Here is a 23,329-nt window from a genome sequence, read left to right on the forward strand (position 1 = left end):
TGAAGGGATTCGCACAGTGGCCGAGCTGTATCGCGCGTATTGGAAGCCGGATCCCGGTTCCGGTCTGATTGCGCGCGATCGTCGTGGTGGTCATTACGAGCGTTACGTTCCGGACCTGGTGACGGACCGCCCACTGATCATGCCTCCCGACCTTGCTGCGCGTGCCGCGTCCGCAGAGCGCGACATCCGGCGACTCGGAACAGGTCCTGGTTCGGGCGGACTGCAGTCGATCGCTCGATTTCTGCTGCGGTCGGAGGCGATCGCCAGCTCGATGATCGAGGGGATCGCCCCCTCACCTCAGCAGGTCGCCCTGGCCGAATTGGCGCAGGACGAGGACATCCGCGGGTTCAGCGACCAGGCGCGCCTCGTGGCCAACAACATCTCGGTCCTCCGGCGTGCGTCGAGCAGCCTGGTCGACACCGACGCCGTTACCGTGGATGACGTGGTCATGCTGCACGCAGCGCTACTGCCCGACGAACGGCATCACGGCCTCCGGCACGTCCAGAACTGGATCGGGGGCTCGAATTGGCATCCGCTCGAAGCGGATTTCGTCCCCCCATCGCCTGAGGATGTCGGACCGCTGATGACCGACCTCGTCGACTATCTCAACGGATCCCTGCACGGACCGCTGATACAAGCCGGGATCGTGCACGCCCAGTTCGAAACGATCCATCCGTTCACCGATGGCAACGGTAGGGTCGGTCGCGCTTTGATCCACACCGTTCTTGCCCGGCGCGGTCTAGCCCCGGAGGCGGTGCTCCCGATCAGTCTCGTGCTGTCGACTCTCAGCGCCCGCTACGTCGACGGGTTGAGCGCCTACCGGTACGTCGGCAGCTCTGTCGAACCCGGCGCCCTCGCTGGTGTGAACGACTGGCTCTCGACGTTCATCGAGGCCGCTGTCGTTGCGTCGGAACATGCGCAACGCCTGGCGCAGGACATCGACGAGTTGGAGTTCGAGTGGGCTGGTCGTCTTGCGGGCCATCGCGAGGCACAAGGCCTTCGAGGGGGACCCCGCGCTGGGTCCGCGACAGCACGCATCCTTCCGGTGCTCGCCGAGGCACCGATCATGACCGCGCGCACTGTGCAACGCATCCTCGGGGTGTCGTTCCCCGCAGCGCGAGCCGCGCTCGAGGAACTCGCGGACGCCGGAGTCCTTTCCCGCAAGAGTGTCGAACGCGGCACCACAGGGTACGTCGCACGTGACGTTCTCGACCTGATCGACTGTTTCCGAGAGACGTGTCTCGGTATCAAGGATGTGGCGGCCCGTTGTCATCGCGCCGGGTGGCGCCGGATGCATCTCTCCGGCGCGGCCGTTCCCGACGGTATCGGTGCCGGGTGAGGGCGCCGGCGACGAAATGATCCAGGTGGTGCCGGTGATTGACCTGCGGGCGCCGGTCGGGGTCGATGTGAGGCGGCGCGATCCATTAGACACGGCCTGGATGCGCGGCATCGGGCGGTGCGACGCGGGTCGTCCAGCCGCCGGGACCGTCGTGAACGAGGGCATGGCAGCTGTCGCAGGCGAGATCCTCGTTGGTGATGTCGGTGGCACCGCCGTTCTTCCACTCGGTGACGTGGTGCACGGCCGTGAGGGAGGCAGGAGCATCGCAACCGGGGCGCGTGCACCCGCGAGACGCTGCGATGAGGGCGAGTCGCTGATCCGCCGAGGCGAGGCGTCGGGCGCGACCGAGGTGAAGGGGGCGGCCGTTGTGGTCGAAGACGGCGAGCACCGGGTGGGCGTTCTGCGCCATACGCAGTGCATCCCTGATGGGAACGATGCCGCCGGTGGCGGTGGTCGCCACGCCGGACGCCTTCTCGAGTTGGTGTACCGACATGGTGATGATCGCTGTCACCGGGAGGCCGCGATGGCTGCCCAGGACACCGGACGCGAGTATCTGCCGCAATGCAACGGTGAGAGCGTCATGGTTGCGTTGCACCGCTGTGCGGGTGTCGCGGGCAGCGGCCTTTGCCATCGCGGTACGGTCCAGATTCGGGGAATCGACATCCCCAGAAGGTGATTCGGGATCATCGGGGTTGTTCATGCCGGGGCGGGCGAGTTTGGCGAGCACCGGTTCGAGGAGGGCCCGCGTCTCCGGGTCCAGCAGTCCGGAGATCGGAGTCATCAGGTCGGTGCCTTGCTTGCCGAGCCGCAGGCCGCGGCGACGCTTACGTTCGCGCTCGTCGGGTGCGTTGCCGTCGGGGTTGAGATGGGCGAGCAGGTGGATGCCGATCTTGGTGACATCTTCAGGGGTGGTGGAGCCGGCGGCGTCGGCGAGGATCTGCTCTGCGGCGTCGATTTCGTCCGAGGTAGTGCCGTTTGGGAGCTGCCGCATGGTTCTGGCGATGGCGGCAACGTGGTCGGGGCCGATGGCGCCTTCGCGGCCGGCCGACGCGGTGGCGGGCAGTGTGGCGTCCATCGGCTCGCCGCTGAGGGTGTGCCAGGTGCCGGTCTTGTTGGCGCCCTTCACGCGTCTTGCGGCGTCGGCTCCCGAGATGCGGAGAGTGGAGACGAGGAAGTCGTTGATGGAGCGGCAGGCGAGGTGTGCGGGGATGGATCGTTCGACGGATTCGACGACAAGCCGGTGCCCGACGGCAGCGGCCTTCCGCAGGGAGACTTCCATCCGTTGCAGCGCTTCGACGACATCGGATTCGGACAGGCCCGTCAGCGGCTCGGAAAGCAGGCCCTCGACGGCGGCGTCGAGGGTGGCCAGGTGGTTTCCCACTCGGCCGAGCTCGTCGACGCAATCATTCGAAAGCATGTTCGGAGTGTAGCCGGACCCTCCGACAAGAGTTGGCGGACGGAGACTGGCGAACCCGATGCCGTTCCTGTTGGCCTCCCCGCCTGGTCGCTCAGATGACCGTGTAGCCGAGCTGGTGGGCGGCGGTGTCGATCGCATCCGCCAGCGCAGGGTGCGCGAGTGGCAGCGACAGGACCGGCCGGGCTGGGAAGGCATCAGTGACACGCTCGAAGACAGCGACGGAGGCTGCGCCGGCGAGCCGTCCCCGGCGACGTCGAGTAGCCGCAGCGGTCGTGTGAAGTGGAGACCGGTGAGGTAGGAGTCCCCGCGGTGACGGTCGATGACCCGGGTGGTCTGGAACGCTTCGGCCAGCCCACCGCGGGGACTGGATGCGCCGCACCAAATTCCGTAACCGGGGTGTTCACCGCGTGGGAGGGGGGTGGTGGTCGAACCGCAGGATCGGCCCGAACTCACGCAACCCATCCCGCGACAGGGTGTGTCCGCCGGTGGTGCGGTGCACCCGCCACACGATGTCGGTGGCCGGCCAGTCGATGACCTCGTCGGGGTGCAGGCCCGCCGCACGCAGTTCCGCGACTGGCGGTGGGGATGGGAGCATCGCCACTATCTACGCCGATTCCCACTCGGCCGCATCGATCACGTCGAGGACCTGGTCTATGTCCGCGGCGGCGCCGGCGCTGCCGGTCAGCCACGCCACGATCGACACCGGCCGACCCTCAACGAGCAACGCCTGCTGCGGACGGGTGAGCAGCGCCTGCAAGGTCAACGGGTGCAGCACCTTCGGCACCTGAGGCATGACCTTCTCCAGGTGCGGGACACCACCGGCCGCGGTGAACTGTGCCGGGGGCAGTAGCCGGTTGCGTCCGGAATCGAACGCCCACAGGGTGCCTTCGCCGATGCGCTGCCGAACCTTGGCGGGGGTGACTCCCAGACGGTCCGCGGCGTCGGCGACGGACAGTGACGTCGCGACCAGGTTCGCCATGCGGATGTCGCGGTCGACGCGCGCGGACGCAGCCGCGGCCGGGTCGGCGGTGAACCCGGGGTCGGCGAGCACCTGCGCGTCATGCTCGGACAGTGCGGGTGGGGTGGCGTTCGTGGAATGCAGGCCGCGCAGGATCTGTACGAGATCGTCACGGCCGATGTCGGTGCCGGTCACCTCCCGCAGCGCGTCCTCGAAGTCGAGGTCGCCACGTAGGTAGCGGGCTTCCGCGGTCGCTGCATCGCTCACCCCAACCACCAATCCTTTTGTCAATTATCGCATGTAAAGGCTAGGCGTGCCTGTCCATGTCCCGTGTCTGGATCGTCCCTGTTCTGACGACCGTTGTGACGGCTGCGAATCGATGTGTCCGAAGGCTGGATTTCGCTTTCCCTGCGAGGGCGGCGTTCACCGGGGATTGACAATTTCAGCGAGATGGCCAGCCACAGCCTGCATACCGGCAGAATTGGGATGGTAAGAGCCAGCTGTCGCGGAGAGATCGCCTGTGTGGAGCGGATTGCTGAACCCGCTCACCCACGGGTCCGGGCTGCAGGCCGTGTGCTGCCCGGCGTCGGGAACGTGGACGCTTCGCACCCCGGTGGATTCGGCGGCGGCACGGGTAGCCGCGATCAGATTGTCATAGGTGTGCCGCGCCGAGATTGCATCGGCACCTGTAAGCGGAACGATGTCCGGGCAGGTGGTTGCCTGCGCATCAAGGGCTGGAAGGTATTCCACGAGAACAATTTCCGCGCGCGGCGCTCGGGATCGAACGGTTTCGACGATCCTGGTCAAGGCGTCGCCGACCGCAGCGATGTCGGCTGACTCCGGTTCATCGGCGGCGCCGAGCGCTGCCGCGCAAACTTGCGCCGCCACCTTGGCGACGACCGGTCTCGTCGGAGCGATGACCGGGCCGCAGCTGTGGCCGAGCATTCCGGCGATCAGCCCCAGGTCGTTACCTCCGATGGTGATGGTGACGAGTGTGGTATCCCCGGTGACCGCATCGATCTGTGGCGGCATCGTTCGCCCATTTGTGAGGCGCTGACTTTGGTGCAGAACATCGGCGGTTGTAGCCCCGCTACAGGTCACATCTACGAGGTCCGCACCGATTCGGTGGGCGAGCAACTGGGGGTAGTTGCTCGCCGAGCGCATGCAGCCCGCGTCGGTCTCCGGGTCGATACCGGGACCCGCGGCATACGAACTCCCTAGAGCGACATACTTCTGGCCGGGCATAGCCTGCGCCGGGTTAATCTCCGCAGTAGCGGACACGAGCGCAGCTACCGCGGCCACGGCGGCGATGTGGGAAAGCTTCATTTCGACCCTTTTCCTTCGACAAAGCGCCAACGGTGAATGTGACACGTGCATTCCAGAAAGCGCAACTAGTTTCGAGATCACAGTCCTACGCAGGTCACGGAAGAGACCCTCGCCCTATGGTCCGGCCGCTTACCTAGGCCCACCCTTGCTCAGTTTCCACACCGACTCGTCCTCCTCGTGCTTGTGCGTAACTGACCAGATCGAGTATTCGTGAGCCGGCCACAGCCTTCTGTTACACACCAAACGTCGGCAATCTGGTGTAGATGCCCGCGAGGGACCGGCTTGTAAGCATGACGGTTCGGTCGGGGCGGACTATCGCTGCCGCGGTGTGCCCGCGGGTGAGCCAGTGTCCGAGTTCCGAGTTTGTTGGCACGTGCACGATGAAGCCGCCGCGGCGCTCAATCTCGTACTGCTGTCCGGCCGTGGGGCCGAGTGTCGTCACCATTACGAACTGGTGTGGGGCGAGCTCGTCCACTCGTCGGGCGCCGGCGTCGATGACTGGGTTGGGGCAGAGGGTGCCGGCCAGTCCAGGGTGTAGAGGATGTCGGTGGACAAAACTGGTTGCCGTGAGTGCTGGGGTGGCGCCGTCGGCAATTCTCTTTCTCAGGGATGGGATTCGTGTGGTCAGTGGGGCGAGGCTGCGACGAAGGCGGCTGCCGATCTCGCCACCCTCGGTCATTGCGCATCCCATCGCGACGGCAAGCTGAATCATTTTTCTGGCGTGTGGTTTTCGCTCCTGTTCGTAGGTTGTCAAGCAATCCGGCGAGAGCGAGCCGTGGAGTACGCCGGCGAGCTTCCATGCGAGGTTGTCGGCATCTCGAAGTCCAGCTCCCATTCCTTGGCCGATGAATGGGGGCGTCAGATGCGCGGCGTCACCGAGCAGAAATACTCTCCGGTCTTGCCACCGTCGGCGACCTGTGCGCGGAACGTGTAGTCGGCGACGCGGATCAACTCTATGTCGTGGGCATCGATGTGCCTGATCCATGGCGCGAGCAGTGGTGCCAGGTCGTCAAGGGTCGTGTACTGATCGGCATCCTCTTCGGGCGGCAGTCGGAATTCCCAGCGGCAGCGGTTCTCGCCGATTCTCATATAAGTTGCCGCGCGGTGCGGATCGCAGACTTGGTGTACGCCCTCCCAATGCCCGAGATCCGCCTCGGTGGCGATGTCGACGACGAGCCAGTGCTGTTCGAATCCGAGATCTTGCATTCGGGAGCCTATGGCGCGCCGGACGACGCTGTTCGCGCCGTCGCACCCGAGGACGTAGTCGCTGTTGACGAAGTTGCGCTCGCCGGTGTCACGGTCGGTGAACAGCACGCGGACACCGTCGCGTGTGTGCAGAACGTCGGTGACCTCGACTCCGCCACGCATCGTGATCGCGTCCAGATGGTGCAGTCCCGAGCGCAGTACTTGCTCGAACTCTGGCTGGTCGAACATGTTGGCCTGGGGGAAGCCGTGCCGGCTGATGGTGGTCTGGCGTCGGAACTCCGCAAGCACCTTGAGATCTGGATCGAGGAGGCGGAGGCCGTGTCCAGGGCGCGAAATGTGCGCGAAGTCGTCGGCGAGTCCGAGTCGGGCGATGATGCGGTTCACCTCATCGTCGAGATGTACCGCGCGGGGCTGGGGGTAGACGCCCTCCCACCGGTCCAGAACGAGGCTGTTGATGCCGTAGTGCGACAGCAGCCGTGCTGCTGTCAGTCCCGCCGGACCCGCGCCGACGATGACGACTGGGAAGCCCGACGAGGTCATGATGCGACCTCACTGGCAAGCAGGAGACCACACGCGACGGTTGCGGTCCCGACGACGATCGCGGGCATCATCTCCGCGAGGCCGTCCCCGGCACGGACATGAACCACAAATGCACCGACGAGGAGCAGCACGAGACCGAGCGCGGCAGCGAGACCGACCTGTGGCACGGCTAGGCCGATCAGCAGTCCGGCAGCGCCGGTCACTTCGAGGACACCGAGCCTGCGATAGGCCGGTACACCGAATCCGGCGTGTGCGGCACGCTCGCGCATCGGTTCGAGCGCAGCGACTTTGGCGAGACCGATGGCAGTGAACAGCACAGCGATCACGACGGACAGAATTCTGGCAGCGAGGCTCATCGTGTTCACACGCGCTCCGTGATGCGCCAGATGATCGGATAGGCGTCCAACGCAGATCTGACCGCACTCTCGTCTGATCCAACACCCACAGACACGGTGATAACCACAGCACCGTCCTCGACGGTGCCCTCGATGTGCTCCACGTCGTCGACCTCGATGAGTGCGCGTGCGGCAACACGGCGGGCGGCATCGGCGCGCAGGGCGAGTTTGTACGGCTTGCCGACATCTGTGACCGGGAGCGCATCGACAACGGTGACCGACCTCGGCGCCGCGGCGGCTTCGGCGACCCGTTCGGTGGTCCACGCGAGTAGTTCCTTTTCGGTCGTCGCGACGCCGGGTGTCAAGGTCACGTAGGCGACCGGGACCTCGCCCGAGTGGGTGTCGGGGGCCGCGACCGCGGCCGCGCCGGTAACGGACGAGTGTTGCAGGAGCACGTCCTCGATCATGGCTGGGTCGATGTTGTGTCCGCCCCGGATGATCAGGTCCTTCGCCCGCCCGGTCAGATAGACAAAGCCGTCAGCGTCGACTCGACCGAGATCACCGGTGTCGAGCCAGCCGTCGACGAGCGTGCCTAACCCGTCGAGTTGATACCCGGAGGCGTCGCGGCCGACGACGTAGCCGGCGAACACGGTGGGTCCACTGATTGCAAGGGTCCCGACCTGCCCGTCAGGTAGGTCGGTCCAGTGGCCGCGCTCGTCGATGCTCACCGCCTTGATCTGTTGGTAGGCCATGCGCTGTCCCACCGCGCCGGGCCGAGTCGCGGCCGAGAAGCTGCGAGCGCTGGCGCAGGTGGCCTCGGTGAGCCCGTAGCCCTCGAGCAGCGGTACGCCGGTGTGCGATTCGAATCCCGTGCGCACTGCAGCGGGAAGCATCGATGCCCCGACCAGGCACACGCGCAGACTGGAGATGTCTGCATCGACAGGGCAGTGGGAGAGTACGGCATACACGGTCGGCACTGCGCTCATCGCCGCGATCCGATGGTGCTCGACGATCTTCCAGAACGAGCTGTAGACGGCCGGATCGCGGTAGCCGAGTGGCCCCGCCCATACCACGGCCTGCCCGCGCAGGAGTGGGGCGAGGACAGTCACGACGAGGGCATTGACATGGAACAGAGGTAGCGCGGCGAAGAGTCGGGAGTCCTCGTCGAGCACAGAGTTTGCGGCGATCATCCATGCGTTGGCGACTTCGTTGGCGTGGGTGTGTGCGGCGAGTTTCGGTGCACCGGTGGTGCCGCCAGTATGGAACAGCGCGGCGAGGTCGTCGCGACTAGGCGCGGAACCGATGAACCGAGTTTCCTCGCACTCCGACGCGGCATCCGCGAGGTAGACCACCTGCACGCCGTCGATCCGGAGCAGCTCGGTCGTCGTGGACTTGCCGGTTGGGCGGAGTACGAACAGGGCCTCGATCGCTCCCGATGCTGCAATCTCGCGCGCGACCGCCCATGCGAGGGGGTCGAGCTCGGGCCCGGCGGCAACAAGGATCCGTGCACTTGAACGTCTCAGCAGCTCTCGGATATGAGAGTGCGACAATCCTGCGTTGATCGGCGCCGCGATGCCTGCCACCTGGGCGGCCAGTGTCGCGACGATCAGTTCCGCGCAGTTGGGGGACAACAGAGCGACGGCGTCATCTCGTCGGACATTGTTCTTGTAGAGCAGGTTTGCGGTTCGATGAACTTCGGTGAGTAGGTCGGCGTGGTTGCGGACCATCGGTTCGTCCCATTGACGTGCGTCCGGGAGGCAGAGCACGGCGGGGCGTTGCGGCCATAGTTCAGCTGCCCGGGCCAACAGGTGATAGGTCGATTGCGGCAGCCCACGATCGGCGAGGGGAGTGGCTTCGATGCCATTCAGGTCATCGGGGCTGTCGTAGCTCGGCCACAACGGTGCGTCGTTCATCGGGCGGACCTCACTCGCGTGCGCTGGGTTCCCAGATCGATCGCCCCGTCCTCGGTAGCGATCGACAACTCGAGAATGTCCATGTCCTTGAGGTACTTCGGGTTCTTGGCCTGTGTTTTGAAGAAGCTTTTCCACTTCACCGCAGGAGGCAAGAGAGATCCGATGATCTCGATCGGCTTCGGCGGGGCCGACAACGCGGTGCCGCCGGGGGTTCCGGTCAGCAGCAGGTCACCAACATCCAGTCGCTGGAACCGGGTCAGTGCCTGCAAGGTCTCCAGGGGGCGATAGATCATGTCCGACCCGACCAGCATGTCCTGACGGATCTCGCCATTCACCCGCAGGGTCAGACGAAGGTCGTTGAAGCGTGCGAAATCGTCGTCCTCGAACAACACTAGAGCTGGGCCGACCGGGGTGAACGTGGGGTACGACTTGGCTTCGTAGAACTGGGTCTTCGGGAGCTGAAGGTCGCGGGCCGAGACATCGTTGGTGACGACCAGCCCCGCAACGAAATCGGAGATATTGTTCTCGTCGATCGAGGTGCCCACAGGAAGAGGACGGCCGACTACGAGGCCGATCTCGACCTCGTAGTCGAGGAGCCTCACGTGGTCGGGCTTGATGACGTCGTCGAACGGACCACTGATCGAACCCGACGACTTCCGGAAGAAGGTGAGTGGAACGGTCTCGGGATTCATCCCCGAGTCCTTCACGTGCGATGCGTAGTTGGTCATCTGGGCGACGACCCGGCACGGTGCCGTGACGGGCGAGAGCAAATCCAGGGTCTCGACCGGAACGGTTTCTCCGCTGGTCGCGGCGGTGTCGACCGCCGCCCGGTCCCGGAGCAGTTCGGCTGTGGTGGTGGCCGGCGTCTCGATGGCGACGGCACCGCCGGCCGTCTGGACCCACCATTGGTTGGCGGTGCGGAGAACGGTGATGCTCATGATGATGCAACTTTCAGTAGGCCACGAAGGCGCTGGAGATCGAACTCGTTGTCCTCGCGGAGCGAAGAGGCCATGGTGCGCAGTTCACGCGCGAACTCCCGTGGGGTTCCGATCCCGAGGAAGTCTTTGGTTGCTGGTGGTCCCCATTGCGCCAGCCCGGATGCGGTCATGGGGGCCCATCCCGGTTCGAGGGTGCAATCGAACATGTCGCCGTCGCTGAAGTGTTCGACCAGGAACCCGTCGGGATCGCGCCAGTAGTCGAAAATCTGGCTTCCTTGGACATGCCTGCCGATACCCCACGAACGTTGGTACCCGAGATCGAGCAGGTACTCACCTCCCGCTGCTATCGCATCGAGGTCGTTGACCTGGTAAGCGGAATGCACGTACCGATTGGCGGGGCCCAGCGCGAGGGCGAGCGTGTGATGGTCGGAGGGTGTGCGACCGAGGTCGCAGCGGATGAAGCTCATGACCGGCCCGCGCTCGCGCTGCCCGCTGTAATAGAGGAAGTCGCTGACAATCAGTCCCAGGTTTTCGAGGTACCAGTTCAGCGTCTCCAGGTAACGGGTGCTCTGCAGGACAACATGTCCGAGGCGCTGGATACGTGCGGGCTCCCGGAGCGGCCGTTGAGTGGCGTTGGTGCGGTCGATGCGGTGGCCGACGTTGAGCACGTGCGGCTGTTGCGCATCCGACTCCGGGAGTTGGTGCGTGTCCGAGACGACGCGAACCCGACCGCCCGTCGGATCGATGAGGTCCACCCCCATCCCTCCGATCGATTCGGGAAGTGGACGTGCAGCGCGTCCTGTTGCCTCAGCCAGGCGCAGCACATCGGCACTTTCCGCGGCGGCGAACGCGGCGCCGACAAACCTGGAACGGGACCCTTTTCGAACGATCACACAGGGTGTGCCGGCATCGGTCCCGCGCAGGTGGAGTTCGTCCGGGGTGTGAACGGTGGCGGTAAACCCGAAGGCGCACGCAAATCCCGAGGTCGCAGACAGGTCGGGTTTCTCGAATTCCAGCCACGCAAGGTCTCGAACCTTGATAACCGGGTTACGTGCGCGACCGGGATGCTCCCCACGCAGGGCACCTTGCTCGCTGTGCAGGTCTGAGTGGGCCCCGAGTGGGTCGGTCATCTGTGCTCCTCTTCACTTGATGACGATATCGTCACTTATGACGAGGTGATCAGTCAAGGGTGTCTGACGAAATCGTCACGAATGAAGGGGGTGTTAGGTTTGTGGTGGTTCAAGCACGACACAGGGAGACGTACAGTGACCACCGGCAGCGGCGAAGTCGAGAGCCGTCTCGAAAAACGCAAGGCGCGCACGCGGTCCGCGCTGATCCGAGCCGCGCAGGCCTGCATCGCCGAAGGCCGGACCAACGTCCCCGTACTCGAAATCACCCAGGCAGCCGACGTGGGGATGGGATCGTTCTACAACCACTTCGAGAGCAAGGAACAGCTCTTCCGTGCGGCCGCCAACGACGCGTTCGAAGCCCACGGAAACCTGCTCGACACGCTCACCGGCGATGTGGACGACCCGGCAGAAGTCTTTGCGGAGGCCTTCCGGCTCACTGGGAGACTGCACCGAATCCAGCCCGAACTCTGCCGCGTCCTACTGGCGCACGGATCCGAGATGATCACCTCCGGCTACGGATTGGCCCCACGCGCACTGCGGGACATCGAGGCGGCAACTGCCGCAGGACGTTTCACGATCCGCGATCCGCAAATCGCACTCGCACTCGCCGCCGGAGCGACCATCGGACTCGGCCAGCTGCTGCACGACCAGCCCGGTCGAGACGACGTCGAAGCGACCGACCAGATGGCCGAAGCCCTATTGCAGGCCCTCGGTGTTCCTGAAGGAGAAGCGCATCGCATCTGCCAACTCCCCATCCCGGATCTGACCAGCATTGCGGGAATTGACTCCCCAAGGGGACCTTGATTGCCGTTGCAGGCCTGCGTGGATCCACAACAGGGCTGCGTCTCGTGAGGGCGTCGCACAAGTTGTCCGCAGAAACCATCATCGTCGTTATCTCCGGCTGAATACCCCAGTGCGAGAAGTTCCCGAGGCCCAAATCTGTCTTGCCGACTTCAGTGGTCGGGCACAACGCGTCATGGTTCCCGTCGATCTGTGAGATTGCCTCGACACCGAGTAGCGTCAAGGCGACGTCGGCGTTGTGTTCGAAGGGCACGGCCCGGGTTGTGGATTGCACTGTGGGACTTCGGCGAGCGCATTGCGGCGGTTCCGGTAGACCGACGGCCAGAAGCACACATGACCGTGCCCGAGATGGCATTGCCAGCCCCCCTCTGGGTTAGCGATACCGCGGATCGCGCGCCTCAAACGCAACTCTGACCCGGGTCAGGCCACCTTCCGAAAGCGTCGATCCTGACGGCAAGGGATGGAGAGCATGGGTGGACCTGTGCCGTCGACGCCGATGAGACTGTCCGCGACGGCGCCTGGGTCATCGATGCCACCGACGTCGTCGACCTGGACAGCTGGCCAGAGGGGATGCGGCTGATCGTGCGCAAGGAGAGGCCGCACCCCGGAGCTCAGTTGCGGTTCACCGATGCCGATGGCCTCCGGTTGACGGCGTTTGTGACCAACAGTGTTCGGGGTCAGGTTCAGGATCTCGAACTTCGGCATCGACGCCGTGCTCGCTGCGAAGACCGTATCCGGGTCGCGAAGGACACCAGATTGTCGAACCTGCCGTTGCTTATCTGGAGTCATCGATATGACAAGCCCTGTGACCTGCTGCTTCGCGTCGCGGACGGTGTCCACCACGTGACGGACCGGAACCCTTGTTCAGCACGGGCCGATGAGTTTTGTTTTGTGCCGCCCGGGCGTGTCGCTGCGGGTCGTCGAGCCGGTGGTGCGGGTGATGCGTGCCGCACCGAGTGCCTCGGCGAGAGCCTGCCGTAACTCATGATTGTCTTCTTCGAGCTGACGAATCCGTCGGGTGGCCGCTTCCAATCGGCGGAGCAGCGATTCATCGGTGGCGCGTTGTCGCTGCGGAGCCTGCGGCGAACCGGACGCCGGTTGGTGTCGAGTGCGTAGTGCATCGATCTCGGCGCGGAGATCCGGTTGTGAGTAGAGCCAGGACCTGGAGACGTGAGCCTGGCGAGCAACGGCCTCGAAGGTGATCGGAGTGTCGGTGTCGTCGAGATGATTCAGGGCCCGCAGAGCGCGCCGGCGGGTCTGCTCGGCACGTTTTCGCGCGGCCTCGATCAGGTGTCTGGAGTTGTCAGCCCGCATCGGAGGTTCCTTCCGGCAGTTCCTCGATCCCGCCGATCATCTTGTCGAGGTTGGTCAGCACCTTCTTGTTCATCTCGACGATCCGGGTGTGACCGTCCACCTCGGCTTGGTCGATGAGCGTGAGGGTGCGGCCACGGTGTTCGCGTAGCTCGGGTAGGAATTCCGGCCCGGTGAGGAATACCGCGCAGTCCAGGCAGGCGTTCGCATGGGGGCACTGTTTCTGCACGGGTAGACCGCAGTAACCATGCGGCAGGGTCTGGGTCGCAATCCCGTATCGTGTCTTGGCCCACTGTGCCTGAGCGAGAGGACCTTCCGGATCGAGGACGACCTGTTTTCCGTTGATATCGACCTTGGTGGCTTGCTCCCAGCGACGGCGAACGGTCTGGTCGGTGATCCGTGCGTAGTGCGCGGTCATCTCAGTTGATGAATGGTCGAGTAGCACCCGGATGACTTCCTGGGGGACGTCGCGGTTGATCAGCCGACAGGCAAAGGTGTGTCGCCATTGGTGTGGGGTCAGATGCACCGGCCTGCCGTGCTCGTCGCTGATCCGACAGGTGGCCAGCCACGAGTTCAGCATCGAACGGTAGCTGTAGTAGGTCATCGGGTGTCGTCCGATGGCGTTGCCATTGACTGCGGGGAACAGATGCCGGTGCTCGGGCCAGCGGGCCGTGACCTTCTCCTGCTGGCAGCGGATTTCGGTCTCGAGCTCCTCGTCGATAGGAACCGCGGACTCGCGACGCATCTTGTGATTGAAGTAGCGCAGGTAAGGGGCGCCCTGACCGTCGTGCAGTAGGCAGTCGAAATCCAGGGTGCAAGCGTCGGTGGCACGCAGGCCGCACCGGATCAGGATGATCGTGATCAGGCGCCCTTCCTGGTTCGGCCACCGATCCAGATTGTGTGGTGCCTCAATCTGGGTCATGACATGCTCGGACAGATGGCGAGTGAGTCGGGGCGGTCGAGGTGGCACGTCGCCGGGGAAAAACACTGCAGTCGTCGGCAAGGTGTCATCCCAACCATGTTGCCGCAGTGCCTGAAAGAAGCAACCAGGCGCGGTGACGGCATCATCCTTGGCGCCGCGTCCGAACGGTTGCTCGGCCAGCCAGGCCAGGTAGCGCTCGAGCAGATCGCGGTCGATGTCGGCGAGTGTGTCGACCGGCGGCCGGGTCTGGCTGCAGAAGGCGCTCAGCCGGATCAGCCCCTGAACGTCGCTGTGCACGGTGCTGGGGCTCAACCCGGAACTCAACCGCAGCCGCGCCCAGCGTTTGACCAGGCTTCTCAGCCAGGGCTGGGCAATCCGGTCGAAACGCAAGTGTGAGCGCGCATATGGCGACTTGCCGGGGCTTGTGGTCAGGCCCGGGATGCGATGGAGCCTCCATATGTCACGGGGATACTCCACATCCCAGCCAGTGCCCTCGTGTAATGCCTCCACGACGTCCCGGGCGAACGCGAGGAACGCCGGGTAACTGTTGGTCTTCGGCCCCGCCCGGTCTGCCCACTGTTGTGCGGTCAGCTCCATCAGCGAGACCACGTCTGCGTCCCTGGTCATGCGAACGGCCCAGTTCGCAACCGGGGACGGAAGAGCCACGGTGCCCTGATCGACGCGACATTGGATGGCGTACTGCAGCTCGAGTGTCAGCTGCGCCGGCAGCCCGGAGAAGTCGATCCGATCTCGTCCGGCGAGCAGACACCGACGGATGAACGCGTCTACGTCCGGACGTCCCTGCATCCGCCACCGGGTCTCGTGGGCCTTGCAGAACACATTGCGGTCGCTCTCGGTCCACAACGAGCAGAACGGCAGACCGCAGCTCGTATGACCCTCAGGGTCGGCGACGAGCACCGATGCGGCCCAGGCATTCGGATCGTGGTGACCGCTGGCGGCCCAGGCACTGCGGTGGCGCATGCACAGGCCCTGCCCGCTGCTTCCGTAACGGCAGCCCACCACGGTGCATCCGGTCAGACTACGACGACCGTTCAGCGGCGGCCCCGGATCGGCCAGAAACACTGCGAATTCGGGGCGTCCGCGGTTGATCCACCGCTTCTGGTGGGTCGAACACAATCGGTTCCCCGTCGGTGATCTGTCGCAACTGTCGACCATGCAGATCCCGCGTCCCAGGATCGGATGATCGGGGTCCGGGATGTAGAGATCGGTTCGAAACTCTGAGCGCACCACGGACATCAGCTTCTCCAGCAGGCCGGGCCAGGACTGAGCCTGTTGCTCGTCCGGGGCGTTCACAGGCGCACCTCCCGCCCGTTGAACCAGCCCGCGCTCTCCAGCGTCGCCCGAGCGTCCTCAACCGTCAGGTGACCGTAGGTGTCGATTGTGGTGCTGACCGACGCGTGACCCAGCAGTTCCTTCACGCTCTCCACGCCCGCGCCTCGACGGAGCAACCACGTTGCATAGGTGTGTCGGAACCAGTGCGGACCGAATCGGATCCCGGTTCGCCGCCGCAATCGACCCACCAGGTCGTAGACCGCAGGATAGGTCATCGGATGACCATGGGGTCGGCCCCACAGGTTGATGAACACATAGTCCGAATCCAGCGCCCCGTACTCCACATTCAGGTAGTCGACATACAACCGCATCAGTTCGCCGCTGGCCGGAACGAAGCGGGACCGGCCACCCTTGACGCGGGCACGGTTGTCGTTGACCCGCGACACCACCGCCACCCGTGGCTCGGCGATGTCCAGATCCTCGTGCCGCAGCCCGAGTGCCTCACCGATCCGTACTCCGGTGTCGAGCAGCAACGCGAACAACAGCCGATCGCGCAGATGCTCACACGCATCCAAGATCGTCTGCGCTTCGACAGCGGTCAAGACCCGCGGCCGAGGCGGCGACGTCGACAGCTTGACGGTGCGCTGCCGTCGCTCGGCCGTCTTCGTAATGTGGTGAAAGAACGGCTTGAACGACGTCGACGACGGTCCGCGACCGGGCGACGCCGCGGTGACCAGCAACCCACCCAGCGGCATCCCATGTCGGGCATGGAACTCACAAAATGACGTGAGTGCCGCGAGCTTGCGGTTCACGCTTGCCTCGCTGCAGTGATGACCGACGCTGGGCAGCACCTGCACCCGACCGTCCCGGGCGATCGGCGGAAGACGGAGCCAGGCAACGAATCCGGCAACGTCCTCCAGCGAGACCTCCCGCCAATCCAGTACCCGCACCTCAAGGAAACCGAACCAGTCCTTCAGATCGTGCGCGTATGCCTTGACCGTGTTCGGCGAGCGTTCGATCGAGGACAAGTAGGCCAGGAACCTCTCGACCGGATCGATCGGCACGTGATCATCACCGATCACCGTCCACGACTCGACCCGAGAACCTGGCATGAGCACGCGTTGCACTCGCATTGAGAACCTTCCGTCTGCGTGATGGACAACAGAAGGTAACCGCATCCAGGAGGCACTCAGCTGAGAACTTCGCCCTCCTCATGCACATGACAGACGCTCACCAAAGGACTCCAGATAACGCTGCACGGGTTCGATCAGAATCGGATCTGGTTGGCGATCGTGCAACTCGCCCTCGATCTGACGGCCTGGATGCAGATGCTCGGATTCACCGACCATGATGCCCGCAGGTGGGAACCGAAGCGGCTACGACTACGGGTTTTTGCGATCGTGGGCCGCACCGCCACTCATGCCCGACGAACCCGCCTTCGACTGTCGGCAGAGGCGAGGTGGGCGAGTGTGGTCGTCACCGCCCTGACCGATTGGCGGGTCTGCCTGCGCCAACGTGATCGACACCCCAATCGCGAACTGATCAGGCAAGCACGTCAGTGGGAAGAAAGATCGAGGTTAGTTCGACCCACCCGACAAGAAATGGACCAAGCAGCGGAAATCCGGGCGGTGCTTCCGATCTGGAGAACATTTGTGTTGACGCCCGCCGTCGCGCATGGGACCATCCCTGAACCGGCCTGAATACAGGTCGACCCCGGCTGGTGCTGGTAACACCGAACCGGGGTCTGGGCACACGACAGGAGCGCTGTCATGCACCGTAGGGTGGAGTCTATCCACACGCCCCCAGGGGGCGCTTCTCATGGTTCGGTCTTCGACACCGACTCTCTTCTTCTCGCCCCGCCGGGGTATTTCCTGACGTCCTGATCTTCTGAGCCTCTCGACACATCCGTCGAGGGGCTCGAGGTGTTTCGCTTCGACGTGTGCGCGGGCCGTTCCGGTAGCCGCGGCACGTCGGGCATTCGTCGCTCATCACCCGAGGTCCGACGTCAGCGCATAAGATGCTGCGCGCAGGGGTGCCATTCCCGTGCGTGAAACCGACTGGGCGCCAGTACCTTCGTCTCCATTCTGGCGGTGGAGCACCCGATCGTGAGGGTCGACACGAACGACCGGGTCCAGCGTAAGCCACACGTCATCTGCGACGTGGGGCCAGAAGCGTTGGCCGAGATGGTCTATCGGGGTATGGCGACCGGGCAGCGTTGGGGAAGGGGCCGAAGGCAAGCTCAGGGACCCGCAGGGTCTCCGTACGGTCGGGTTCAGTCGCCCGCAGGGCGCCCGCATCTTCACGCCGTCCCCTGCTCTGTCTTTGGCGACCTCGATATTTGCGGCTAGATGTCTGGCTATCAAGGGGCCATGATCGAGGCTACAATGACACCTATGACGACTGTGCCGCTGGGCGAAGCCAAGGACAAACTGTCCGCGCTGGTCGAAAGCGCGGAGTCGACGCATGACATCATCACGATCACTCGGCACGGGAAGCCTGCCGCGGTGCTCATGTCCGCCGAAGACCTGGAATCGCTGCACGAGACGATTTACTGGCTTTCACGTTCCGGGACCCGCGAGGCGGTTGCCGAAGCAGACCATGAGTACGCCCTCGGCCAGACGACCTCACTCGAGGATCTGCGCGCCGAATACGGTCTACCGCCGCAGTGACGAGACAGCCGTCTGAGGCATACCGTGTCGAGGTTGCGTCACCGGCGCGGCGTGCCCTCTCACGCCTGCCCGGGCGTGTGGTTCACGCCGTCATCGAGTTCATCTCAGGACCGTTGGCCGAGAACCTGCACCGGCTCAGTAAACCCCTACGCAACGAGTTCGAGGGCCTGCGGAGCGCGCGGCGCGGCGACTATCGCGTCCTGCTGCGTATTGATGACGTCGAACGGGTCGTTGTAGTCGTCGACATCGACCACCGAGCCCATATCTATCGGACGTGACCGAAGAAATTCTCGTCGCTCGCGGACGGATGGAGAGTCATTATTCGAAGTAGTCCTCATCGACCTCGACTACAGTGAAGATCTGGCGAGTCTGCACTGCGACGCCGTACCGGATCATCAAGTCCGCGAGGCGCTGTCCGTCGATAAGGATGATCCGGGTGGCGATGTTCTGCGCGTACTCGCGGGCACCGGAGGTAAATGCGCTGGTGGTGATGAAGACGCCGCGGGCGGCACCGACGCCGTGCAGGGCACCGACGAACGCTTGAATCTCGGGGCGGCCCACGGTGTTGTCCGCGGCGTAGCGCTTGGCCTGCACGTAGATGCGTTCGAGTCCGAGCGGGTCTTGGTCGATGACACCATCGACACCGCCATCGCCCGAGCCGCCGATGCGGGCTGCCCGGCCTTCGGTGCCGCCGTATCCCATCGCAACGAGTACGTCGAGCACCGACTGCTCCAGGAATTCAGGGGCCTGATTGCGGAGCCGGTCGAGAAGGTCGGCCGCGACCTCGGCGTGCAGGCGCCCGACGCCGCCTTCGATTTGCTCGAGTGGCTCGATTTCCTCTTCGACCGTCATGTGTGAGTCGTGTGCGACCTCGTTCGAGGAGGCCGTACGCGCGGGGGTGTGGGCCTGGTATTCGGGGAGCGCCTTCAGGATCTGCTTTGTGATCCCATCTGGATGCGCCGTGAGCAGTGCACGCCCGGCATCGGTGATGACGAACGTCGCGCGGGCCGGCTTGTCGACGAGCTTCGCGCGGTAGAGCCCGCTGAGCGCCCATCCGATCCGATTGTCGGCACGCCGCTGTCCTGACGGAAGCATCTCCGCCCGCTGCTCGGCAGTCAATCCGACATGGTCCTCCACCGCGGTATGCAGGTCGCGCTTTCGCCAGACCTGTTCATCCGTCAATACTTCCAGCACTGGGGTGAGGAAGCCGGACCACACCGGCATCTCCGATACCGGTGTGGTCACAGCTCACCTCGGAAGGCGCGGGATTGGAGGGATGCGAAGAGGGCGTCGAGGCCGTCGACGCCCGCTAGGTGCGGCTGACGGAGTCCGTTGATCGAAGCGACCCTGCTTCCAAACTCTCGTTGGTTGGTGAGATCGGGCAGCGGAAACTCGATTGCGCCGAGCATGGATTGATTCACCTTGAAGGTGCCATTGGTAGTACGTGCGGCCGATTCAATCTGGCTCCGCACCGCCTGCGAATTCCACACCGTCTGCATGTATGCCTGATCGACACGACTTCGGTCGATAGTCGCTGCGATGATTGTGTCGGGGAAGGTCATGTCCGGCAGTGCACGCGGAGCGAAGTAGCCCTTTCCTACTGATCCGAAAATAGATCACCAGACACACAACCATGCTCGCCACCTGCTCGACTCAACGAGATCAGGTGCGGCCACTGTGTTCCATTGAAGTGGTTAACCTCCTCGCAGATGGTGAATGAGGGGTGGCCGCCCGGAGGGACCCGATGGGAGGAACGAGTCTGATCCTCGTGCTCGTGACCTGGTGGTCACGGCAACACTGAAGGGCACATGCCCGGTCCCCACGCGCAGGCTAATCCACGGCCTCGAAGGACCATAGGAGCAACGGCGTCGACGGGCGACCACCACACCATTTTCAGCCCGGAACGGGCGCCCCGCCAGGGGCACATTGGCTAATCCGAGGTTGCCATTCCCCCGGCAGATCAACAGGTCGTCAAACGTTACAGACTGCCCAGCAGGAGGAGCAGACTCAAAGGTAGACACCTTAAACGCCGATTCATCGAACTCCGAGCCAGTGACAGCAGAAAGAGTCAGGACCTTGGCGTGCACCTTGCCTGACTTCGAGGGCGAGAGACCGTTTCGAAACCGGTTGCCGCAAATCTCGCCCATGCGGGCTGTCTCCCACCCGGCGGGGTTCGTTGCTGGATCACCGAACATGTCGATGAAGATCGACTGAGTCAGCTCGTCGAGGCGGGCGAGGGCTTCGCGGCGCTTGGCGCGGAGAACGTCGGCGTGGTCGAGGATCGCCGCGATCCGCCGCTGCTCCTCGATCGGGGGGAGCGGAATCGACCATTGAGCGAGAGCCGCCCGTCCGAGGTGATTGATTCCGGTTCCCCGTGATCCCCGCACAAATTCGCCAGACTCTGCTTCGCGACGAAAGAAATGCAGAAGGTAGCGAGAGTCCACCTGATCACTCGGCCGAACCCGGAGGAGCGTGTTCTGGAAGGCGCAGTCGTCGAGCTCGCCTTGCCAGAGCGCGGGCTTTCCAACCTCGCGCGGTGATCCGGATGCCTCATTGAGGAGAATATCGCCGGGTTCCAGACGGAACTGCGCCAACTCGGTGTCCGTGAAGTTCATCTCCTTCACGTCGTCGAGGAGCAGTCCACTCCACCCCACGTTGGCAGCGCGCAGGTACTTCCGCATGTTCGGGCCGTCATGATTCTTCGGTGAACGTTGGCGCCCGAGTTTGACCTCAGCGACCTCGGCCAACGGCACGATCGTCCCGCTCACGCCAGCATCTCCCGCAGCTGCGCCATGCCGCCAACGATGTCCTTCTCGAGCAGATCGAGCTCGTCGAGGATCTCGGTCGGCGCTCTGTGCTCGACCTCCTCGTGCACGATCTCCTTGTACCTGTTCAGGGACAGGTCGTAACCCTGCGCGGCGATGTCCTTACGCGGCACGCAGAAACTCTGCTCTGTCCGCGCACGCTCCAGCTCACCGCCATCACGATCAGCCCAGCGCCGCAGCACATCCGGGAGATTGTTCTTCACATGCTCATCATCCGACAACTCGGCGAGTGCACCGAGCTTGTCGGCGGCGAACAGCGGGTTGCGCTTGTCGTCGAGGGACATGCCGTCGGCCTGCACGTCGTAGAACCAGACATTGTCGGTGCCGCCCGAGTCGGTCTTGGTGAAGAACAGAATCGCCGTCGACACACCCGCATACGGCTTGAATACACCCGACGGCAGCTTCACCACCGCGTCGAGCTTCTGCTCCTCGACGAGAATCCTGCGAAGTTCCTTGTGCGCCTTCGAACTTCCGAACAACACACCGTCCGGCACGATCACCGCCGCTCGTCCGCCGGGCTTGAGCAGGCGCAGGAACAGCGCCAGGAACAGTAGTTCCGTCTTCTTCGTCTTCGCGATCTGCTGCAGATCCTTCGCCGTGTTCTCGTAGTCGAGGCTGCCCGCGAACGGCGGGTTTGCGAGAATCAGCGAATAAGCCTCGGCATCACCGGTGTTCGCCTCGGCCAACGAGTCGCGATAACGGATGTCGGGTTGCTCGATGCCGTGGAGCAGCATGTTCATCGACCCGATTCGCAGCATCGTGTTGTCGAAGTCGAAGCCGTGGAACATCTCGTGGTGATACTGCTCGCGCCCTTTGCCGGAGTTGATCGCATCCGCATGGTTGGCGCGCATGTACTCCGACGCACCCACGAGGAAGCCGCACGTGCCGGACGCCGGGTCCACGATCCTGTCGCCCGGCTTCGGGGCTGTCATGTGCACCATCAGTTCGATGATGTGACGCGGCGTGCGGAACTGACCGTTCTGCCCGGCAGACGCGATCTTCGCGAGCAGGTACTCGTAGATGTCGCCTTTGGTGTCGCGGTTCTCCATCGGCACCTTGTCCAAGCGGTCCACCACCCGCTGCAACATCCCCGCGTTCGGAATGCTGAGCCGCGCGTCCTTCATGAAATGCGCGTACGTGGACTCCTCGCCACGCATGTTCTTGATGAACGGGAACACCCGGTTCCCGACGATCTCGAACATCTCGTCGGCGTGCCGGTCTTTGAACGCCGACCAGCGCAGATCGTTGTAGGGCAGGCCCTGGTCGTCGATGCCCTCGGGGAACGGGTTGCCTTCGAGCGGTGTGCCGAGCAGGTTCGCCTTCTCCAACGCGAGCGTCTGCTCGTCATCCAACCGGCGAATGAACAGCAGATAGGTGATCTGCTCCATCACCTCGAGAGGATTCGAGATGCCGCCCGTCCAGAACGCGTCCCACACTGCGTCGACCTTGTTCTTGATGTCACCGGTGATCACGGGTACCGCTACCTGCCTGTTCTGCTCGACGAAGTCCAACAGGACTGTATAGACCTGCCCACCGACACCGAGCGTGCAGGTTAGGGTGCCGTGTGCCCGAATCTCCGATCGGCAGTGTTCCGGACGGCCCGGTCCCAGAAGCACTGGCCGCACGGCTGAGATCTGCGGGTTGCGTCTTCGCGGAGGACGAGGCGCGGCTGCTCGCCGAGGCGGCGCACACTCCTTCCGATCTGGAAGATCTCCTACAGCAGCGGATCGACGGGCTACCTCTGGAGCATGTGCTGGGATGGGCAGAGTTCTGCGGTCTCCGGGTCAGAGTCGACGCAGGCGTGTTCGTTCCGCGTCGGCGCTCGGAATTTCTCGTGCACTGCGCCGCCGGAGTCGTTGCGCCGGGTTCGTTCGTTGTCGACATGTGCTGCGGCTGCGGTGCGATCGGGGCTGCGCTCGCCGCTGTCGAACCCGCGATCCGGCTGCATGCCGCCGACGTCGATCCCGCGGCGGTCCGTTGCGCGCGGCGCAACCTCGAAGGGTGCGGTGGCGACGCTCACTGCGGCGACCTCTACACAGCGCTGCCCGACTCGATGCGAGGCCGGATCGATGTGGTCGTCGCCAATGCCCCCTATGTGCCGTCGGCGGCGATCGCGACAATGCCGTCCGAGGCACGACTGCACGAGCCGCGTGTCGCGTTGGACGGCGGTGCCGACGGACTCGACGTGCATCGTCGCCTGGCGGCGTCGGCGTCGGAGTGGCTTGCGCCCGGAGGACACCTGCTGATGGAGGCCGGTTCCCGGCAGGCCGAGGCAGCAACCGAGATCCTCGCTGCGGAGGGACTGACATCGGTCGTTCACCGGTCGGACGAGTTCGATGCCACCGTGGTTGTCGGAGTCGTCCATGATCGCAGCGTCCCCTCGCAGATCACGACCAGGGTGTAAGG

Annotated in this window: 21 protein-coding genes and 3 pseudogenes; 8 read left to right on the forward strand and 16 right to left on the reverse strand. The window is 64.2% G+C overall.

Annotated elements, in window-relative coordinates; all coding sequences use genetic code 11:
- The first annotated feature begins 16 nt into the window (after nucleotides 1-16).
- Nucleotides 17-1,339 carry a Fic family protein gene (locus Q7514_RS10815; protein WP_330133253.1) on the forward strand — a complete coding sequence of 441 codons (1,323 nt, stop codon included), beginning with the start codon at nucleotides 17-19 and terminating at the stop codon, nucleotides 1,337-1,339.
- Between the two features lie 85 nt (nucleotides 1,340-1,424).
- Here Q7514_RS10815 and Q7514_RS10820 read toward each other — a convergent pair whose 3' ends face one another.
- From Q7514_RS10820 to Q7514_RS10835, 4 genes are all read right to left on the reverse strand, one after another.
- On the reverse strand, nucleotides 1,425-2,756 hold the full coding sequence (locus tag Q7514_RS10820; protein ID WP_330133254.1) for an HNH endonuclease signature motif containing protein: 1,332 nt from the start codon (nucleotides 2,754-2,756) through the stop codon (nucleotides 1,425-1,427).
- Nucleotides 2,757-3,156: 400 nt separating this feature from the next.
- Entirely contained in the window at nucleotides 3,157-3,351 is a 195-nt protein-coding gene (locus tag Q7514_RS10825; protein WP_330133255.1) for a hypothetical protein, read from the reverse strand.
- Between the two features lie 9 nt (nucleotides 3,352-3,360).
- A complete protein-coding gene (locus tag Q7514_RS10830; RefSeq protein WP_330133256.1) occupies nucleotides 3,361-3,981 on the reverse strand; it encodes a hypothetical protein in 621 nt (206 codons plus the stop codon).
- A 156-nt stretch (nucleotides 3,982-4,137) separates the two neighbouring features.
- Nucleotides 4,138-5,040, reverse strand: coding sequence for an SGNH/GDSL hydrolase family protein (locus tag Q7514_RS10835; protein WP_330133257.1), 903 nt, complete (start codon nucleotides 5,038-5,040; stop codon nucleotides 4,138-4,140).
- 373 nt (nucleotides 5,041-5,413) lie between these two features.
- Between Q7514_RS10835 and Q7514_RS33185 the strand changes: the two genes are divergently transcribed.
- Entirely contained in the window at nucleotides 5,414-5,578 is a 165-nt protein-coding gene (locus tag Q7514_RS33185) for a hypothetical protein (RefSeq protein ID WP_408016078.1), read from the forward strand.
- A gap of 222 nt (nucleotides 5,579-5,800) precedes the next feature.
- On the opposite strand, the pseudogene Q7514_RS10840 reads toward Q7514_RS33185, so the two are convergent.
- From Q7514_RS10840 to Q7514_RS10860, 5 genes and pseudogenes are all read right to left on the reverse strand, one after another.
- Nucleotides 5,801-6,786 (reverse strand): annotated as a pseudogene (locus Q7514_RS10840) (bifunctional 3-(3-hydroxy-phenyl)propionate/3-hydroxycinnamic acid hydroxylase); the annotation flags it as partial.
- Complete coding sequence (locus Q7514_RS10845) at nucleotides 6,783-7,142, reverse strand: DoxX family protein (RefSeq protein ID WP_330133549.1); 360 nt, start codon at nucleotides 7,140-7,142, stop codon at nucleotides 6,783-6,785. The gene Q7514_RS10845 and the pseudogene Q7514_RS10840, both read right to left, overlap by 4 nt.
- Before the next feature lie 5 nt (nucleotides 7,143-7,147).
- Nucleotides 7,148-9,034 (reverse strand): acyl-CoA synthetase, encoded by a 1,887-nt coding sequence (locus tag Q7514_RS10850; protein WP_330133258.1) that lies wholly within the window; start codon nucleotides 9,032-9,034, stop codon nucleotides 7,148-7,150.
- On the reverse strand, nucleotides 9,031-9,972 hold the full coding sequence (locus Q7514_RS10855; RefSeq protein ID WP_330133259.1) for a fumarylacetoacetate hydrolase family protein: 942 nt from the start codon (nucleotides 9,970-9,972) through the stop codon (nucleotides 9,031-9,033). Before Q7514_RS10855 ends, Q7514_RS10850 begins: the two co-directional genes overlap by 4 nt.
- Entirely contained in the window at nucleotides 9,969-11,102 is a 1,134-nt protein-coding gene (locus Q7514_RS10860) for a VOC family protein (RefSeq protein WP_330133260.1), read from the reverse strand. The genes Q7514_RS10855 and Q7514_RS10860 overlap by 4 nt, the downstream gene beginning before the upstream one ends.
- 135 nt (nucleotides 11,103-11,237) lie before the next feature.
- Between Q7514_RS10860 and Q7514_RS10865 the strand changes: the two genes are divergently transcribed.
- Together Q7514_RS10865 and Q7514_RS10870 are read left to right on the forward strand one after the other, a co-directional pair.
- Nucleotides 11,238-11,906, forward strand: a complete 669-nt coding sequence (locus Q7514_RS10865; protein ID WP_330133261.1) for a TetR/AcrR family transcriptional regulator — start codon at nucleotides 11,238-11,240, stop codon at nucleotides 11,904-11,906.
- A 468-nt stretch (nucleotides 11,907-12,374) separates the two neighbouring features.
- Nucleotides 12,375-12,677: pseudogene (locus Q7514_RS10870) on the forward strand (transposase); the annotation flags it as partial.
- Between the two features lie 90 nt (nucleotides 12,678-12,767).
- Here Q7514_RS10870 and Q7514_RS10875 read toward each other — a convergent pair.
- From Q7514_RS10875 to Q7514_RS10885, 3 genes are read right to left on the reverse strand one after another with little or no spacing between them, the layout of a single operon-like run.
- A complete protein-coding gene (locus Q7514_RS10875) occupies nucleotides 12,768-13,217 on the reverse strand; it encodes a DUF6262 family protein (protein WP_330133262.1) in 450 nt (149 codons plus the stop codon).
- Nucleotides 13,207-15,450 carry a tyrosine-type recombinase/integrase gene (locus tag Q7514_RS10880; protein WP_330133263.1) on the reverse strand — a complete coding sequence of 748 codons (2,244 nt, stop codon included), beginning with the start codon at nucleotides 15,448-15,450 and terminating at the stop codon, nucleotides 13,207-13,209. Before Q7514_RS10880 ends, Q7514_RS10875 begins: the two co-directional genes overlap by 11 nt.
- Nucleotides 15,447-16,562, reverse strand: a complete 1,116-nt coding sequence (locus Q7514_RS10885; protein ID WP_330133264.1) for a site-specific integrase — start codon at nucleotides 16,560-16,562, stop codon at nucleotides 15,447-15,449. The genes Q7514_RS10880 and Q7514_RS10885 overlap by 4 nt, the downstream gene beginning before the upstream one ends.
- 105 nt (nucleotides 16,563-16,667) lie before the next feature.
- Here Q7514_RS10885 and Q7514_RS10890 point away from each other — a divergent pair.
- From Q7514_RS10890 to Q7514_RS10900, 3 genes and pseudogenes are all read left to right on the forward strand, one after another.
- Nucleotides 16,668-16,948: pseudogene (locus Q7514_RS10890) on the forward strand (transposase); the annotation flags it as partial.
- Between the two features lie 874 nt (nucleotides 16,949-17,822).
- A complete protein-coding gene (locus Q7514_RS10895; RefSeq protein ID WP_330133265.1) occupies nucleotides 17,823-18,098 on the forward strand; it encodes a type II toxin-antitoxin system Phd/YefM family antitoxin in 276 nt (91 codons plus the stop codon).
- A complete protein-coding gene (locus Q7514_RS10900; protein ID WP_330133266.1) occupies nucleotides 18,095-18,376 on the forward strand; it encodes a type II toxin-antitoxin system RelE family toxin in 282 nt (93 codons plus the stop codon). The genes Q7514_RS10895 and Q7514_RS10900 overlap by 4 nt, the downstream gene beginning before the upstream one ends.
- Before the next feature lie 40 nt (nucleotides 18,377-18,416).
- Here Q7514_RS10900 and Q7514_RS10905 read toward each other — a convergent pair whose 3' ends face one another.
- The 4 genes from Q7514_RS10905 to Q7514_RS10920 all read right to left on the reverse strand — a co-directional run bounded on the left by Q7514_RS10905 (nucleotide 18,417) and on the right by Q7514_RS10920 (nucleotide 22,395).
- The gene (locus Q7514_RS10905) at nucleotides 18,417-19,343 is read right to left on the reverse strand and encodes a restriction endonuclease (protein ID WP_330133267.1); all 927 of its coding nucleotides are present in this window, start codon (nucleotides 19,341-19,343) and stop codon (nucleotides 18,417-18,419) included.
- Complete coding sequence (locus tag Q7514_RS10910; RefSeq protein WP_330133268.1) at nucleotides 19,340-19,660, reverse strand: restriction endonuclease subunit S domain-containing protein; 321 nt, start codon at nucleotides 19,658-19,660, stop codon at nucleotides 19,340-19,342. The genes Q7514_RS10905 and Q7514_RS10910 overlap by 4 nt, the downstream gene beginning before the upstream one ends.
- Nucleotides 19,661-19,792: 132 nt before the next feature.
- Entirely contained in the window at nucleotides 19,793-20,866 is a 1,074-nt protein-coding gene (locus Q7514_RS10915; protein WP_330133269.1) for a restriction endonuclease subunit S, read from the reverse strand.
- On the reverse strand, nucleotides 20,863-22,395 hold the full coding sequence (locus tag Q7514_RS10920; RefSeq protein ID WP_330133550.1) for a type I restriction-modification system subunit M: 1,533 nt from the start codon (nucleotides 22,393-22,395) through the stop codon (nucleotides 20,863-20,865). The genes Q7514_RS10915 and Q7514_RS10920 overlap by 4 nt, the downstream gene beginning before the upstream one ends.
- Before the next feature lie 92 nt (nucleotides 22,396-22,487).
- Here Q7514_RS10920 and Q7514_RS10925 point away from each other — a divergent pair, with 92 nt between their 5' ends.
- Entirely contained in the window at nucleotides 22,488-23,327 is an 840-nt protein-coding gene (locus tag Q7514_RS10925) for a putative protein N(5)-glutamine methyltransferase (protein WP_330133270.1), read from the forward strand.
- The last annotated feature ends 2 nt before the right edge of the window (nucleotides 23,328-23,329 follow it).

Origin of the sequence: Rhodococcus artemisiae, from assembly GCF_036327795.1 — a bacterium.
GTDB lineage: Bacteria > Actinomycetota > Actinomycetes > Mycobacteriales > Mycobacteriaceae > Rhodococcus > Rhodococcus artemisiae.

What these genes read in the sequence shown, in the direction of transcription:
- Q7514_RS10820 (WP_330133254.1), bottom strand. Translation starts at nt 2,756, where the DNA reads ATGCTTTCGAATGATTGCGTCGACGAGCTCGGCCGAGTGGGAAACCAC.
- Q7514_RS10825 (WP_330133255.1), bottom strand. Translation starts at nt 3,351, where the DNA reads ATGCTCCCATCCCCACCGCCAGTCGCGGAACTGCGTGCGGCGGGCCTG.
- Q7514_RS10835 (WP_330133257.1), bottom strand. Translation starts at nt 5,040, where the DNA reads ATGAAGCTTTCCCACATCGCCGCCGTGGCCGCGGTAGCTGCGCTCGTG.
- Q7514_RS10845 (WP_330133549.1), bottom strand. Translation starts at nt 7,142, where the DNA reads ATGAGCCTCGCTGCCAGAATTCTGTCCGTCGTGATCGCTGTGCTGTTC.
- Q7514_RS10850 (WP_330133258.1), bottom strand. Translation starts at nt 9,034, where the DNA reads ATGAACGACGCACCGTTGTGGCCGAGCTACGACAGCCCCGATGACCTG.
- Q7514_RS10855 (WP_330133259.1), bottom strand. Translation starts at nt 9,972, where the DNA reads ATGAGCATCACCGTTCTCCGCACCGCCAACCAATGGTGGGTCCAGACG.
- Q7514_RS10860 (WP_330133260.1), bottom strand. Translation starts at nt 11,102, where the DNA reads ATGACCGACCCACTCGGGGCCCACTCAGACCTGCACAGCGAGCAAGGT.
- Q7514_RS10875 (WP_330133262.1), bottom strand. Translation starts at nt 13,217, where the DNA reads ATGCGGGCTGACAACTCCAGACACCTGATCGAGGCCGCGCGAAAACGT.
- Q7514_RS10885 (WP_330133264.1), bottom strand. Translation starts at nt 16,562, where the DNA reads ATGCGAGTGCAACGCGTGCTCATGCCAGGTTCTCGGGTCGAGTCGTGG.
- Q7514_RS10895 (WP_330133265.1), top strand. Translation starts at nt 17,823, where the DNA reads ATGACGACTGTGCCGCTGGGCGAAGCCAAGGACAAACTGTCCGCGCTG.
- Q7514_RS10910 (WP_330133268.1), bottom strand. Translation starts at nt 19,660, where the DNA reads ATGACCTTCCCCGACACAATCATCGCAGCGACTATCGACCGAAGTCGT.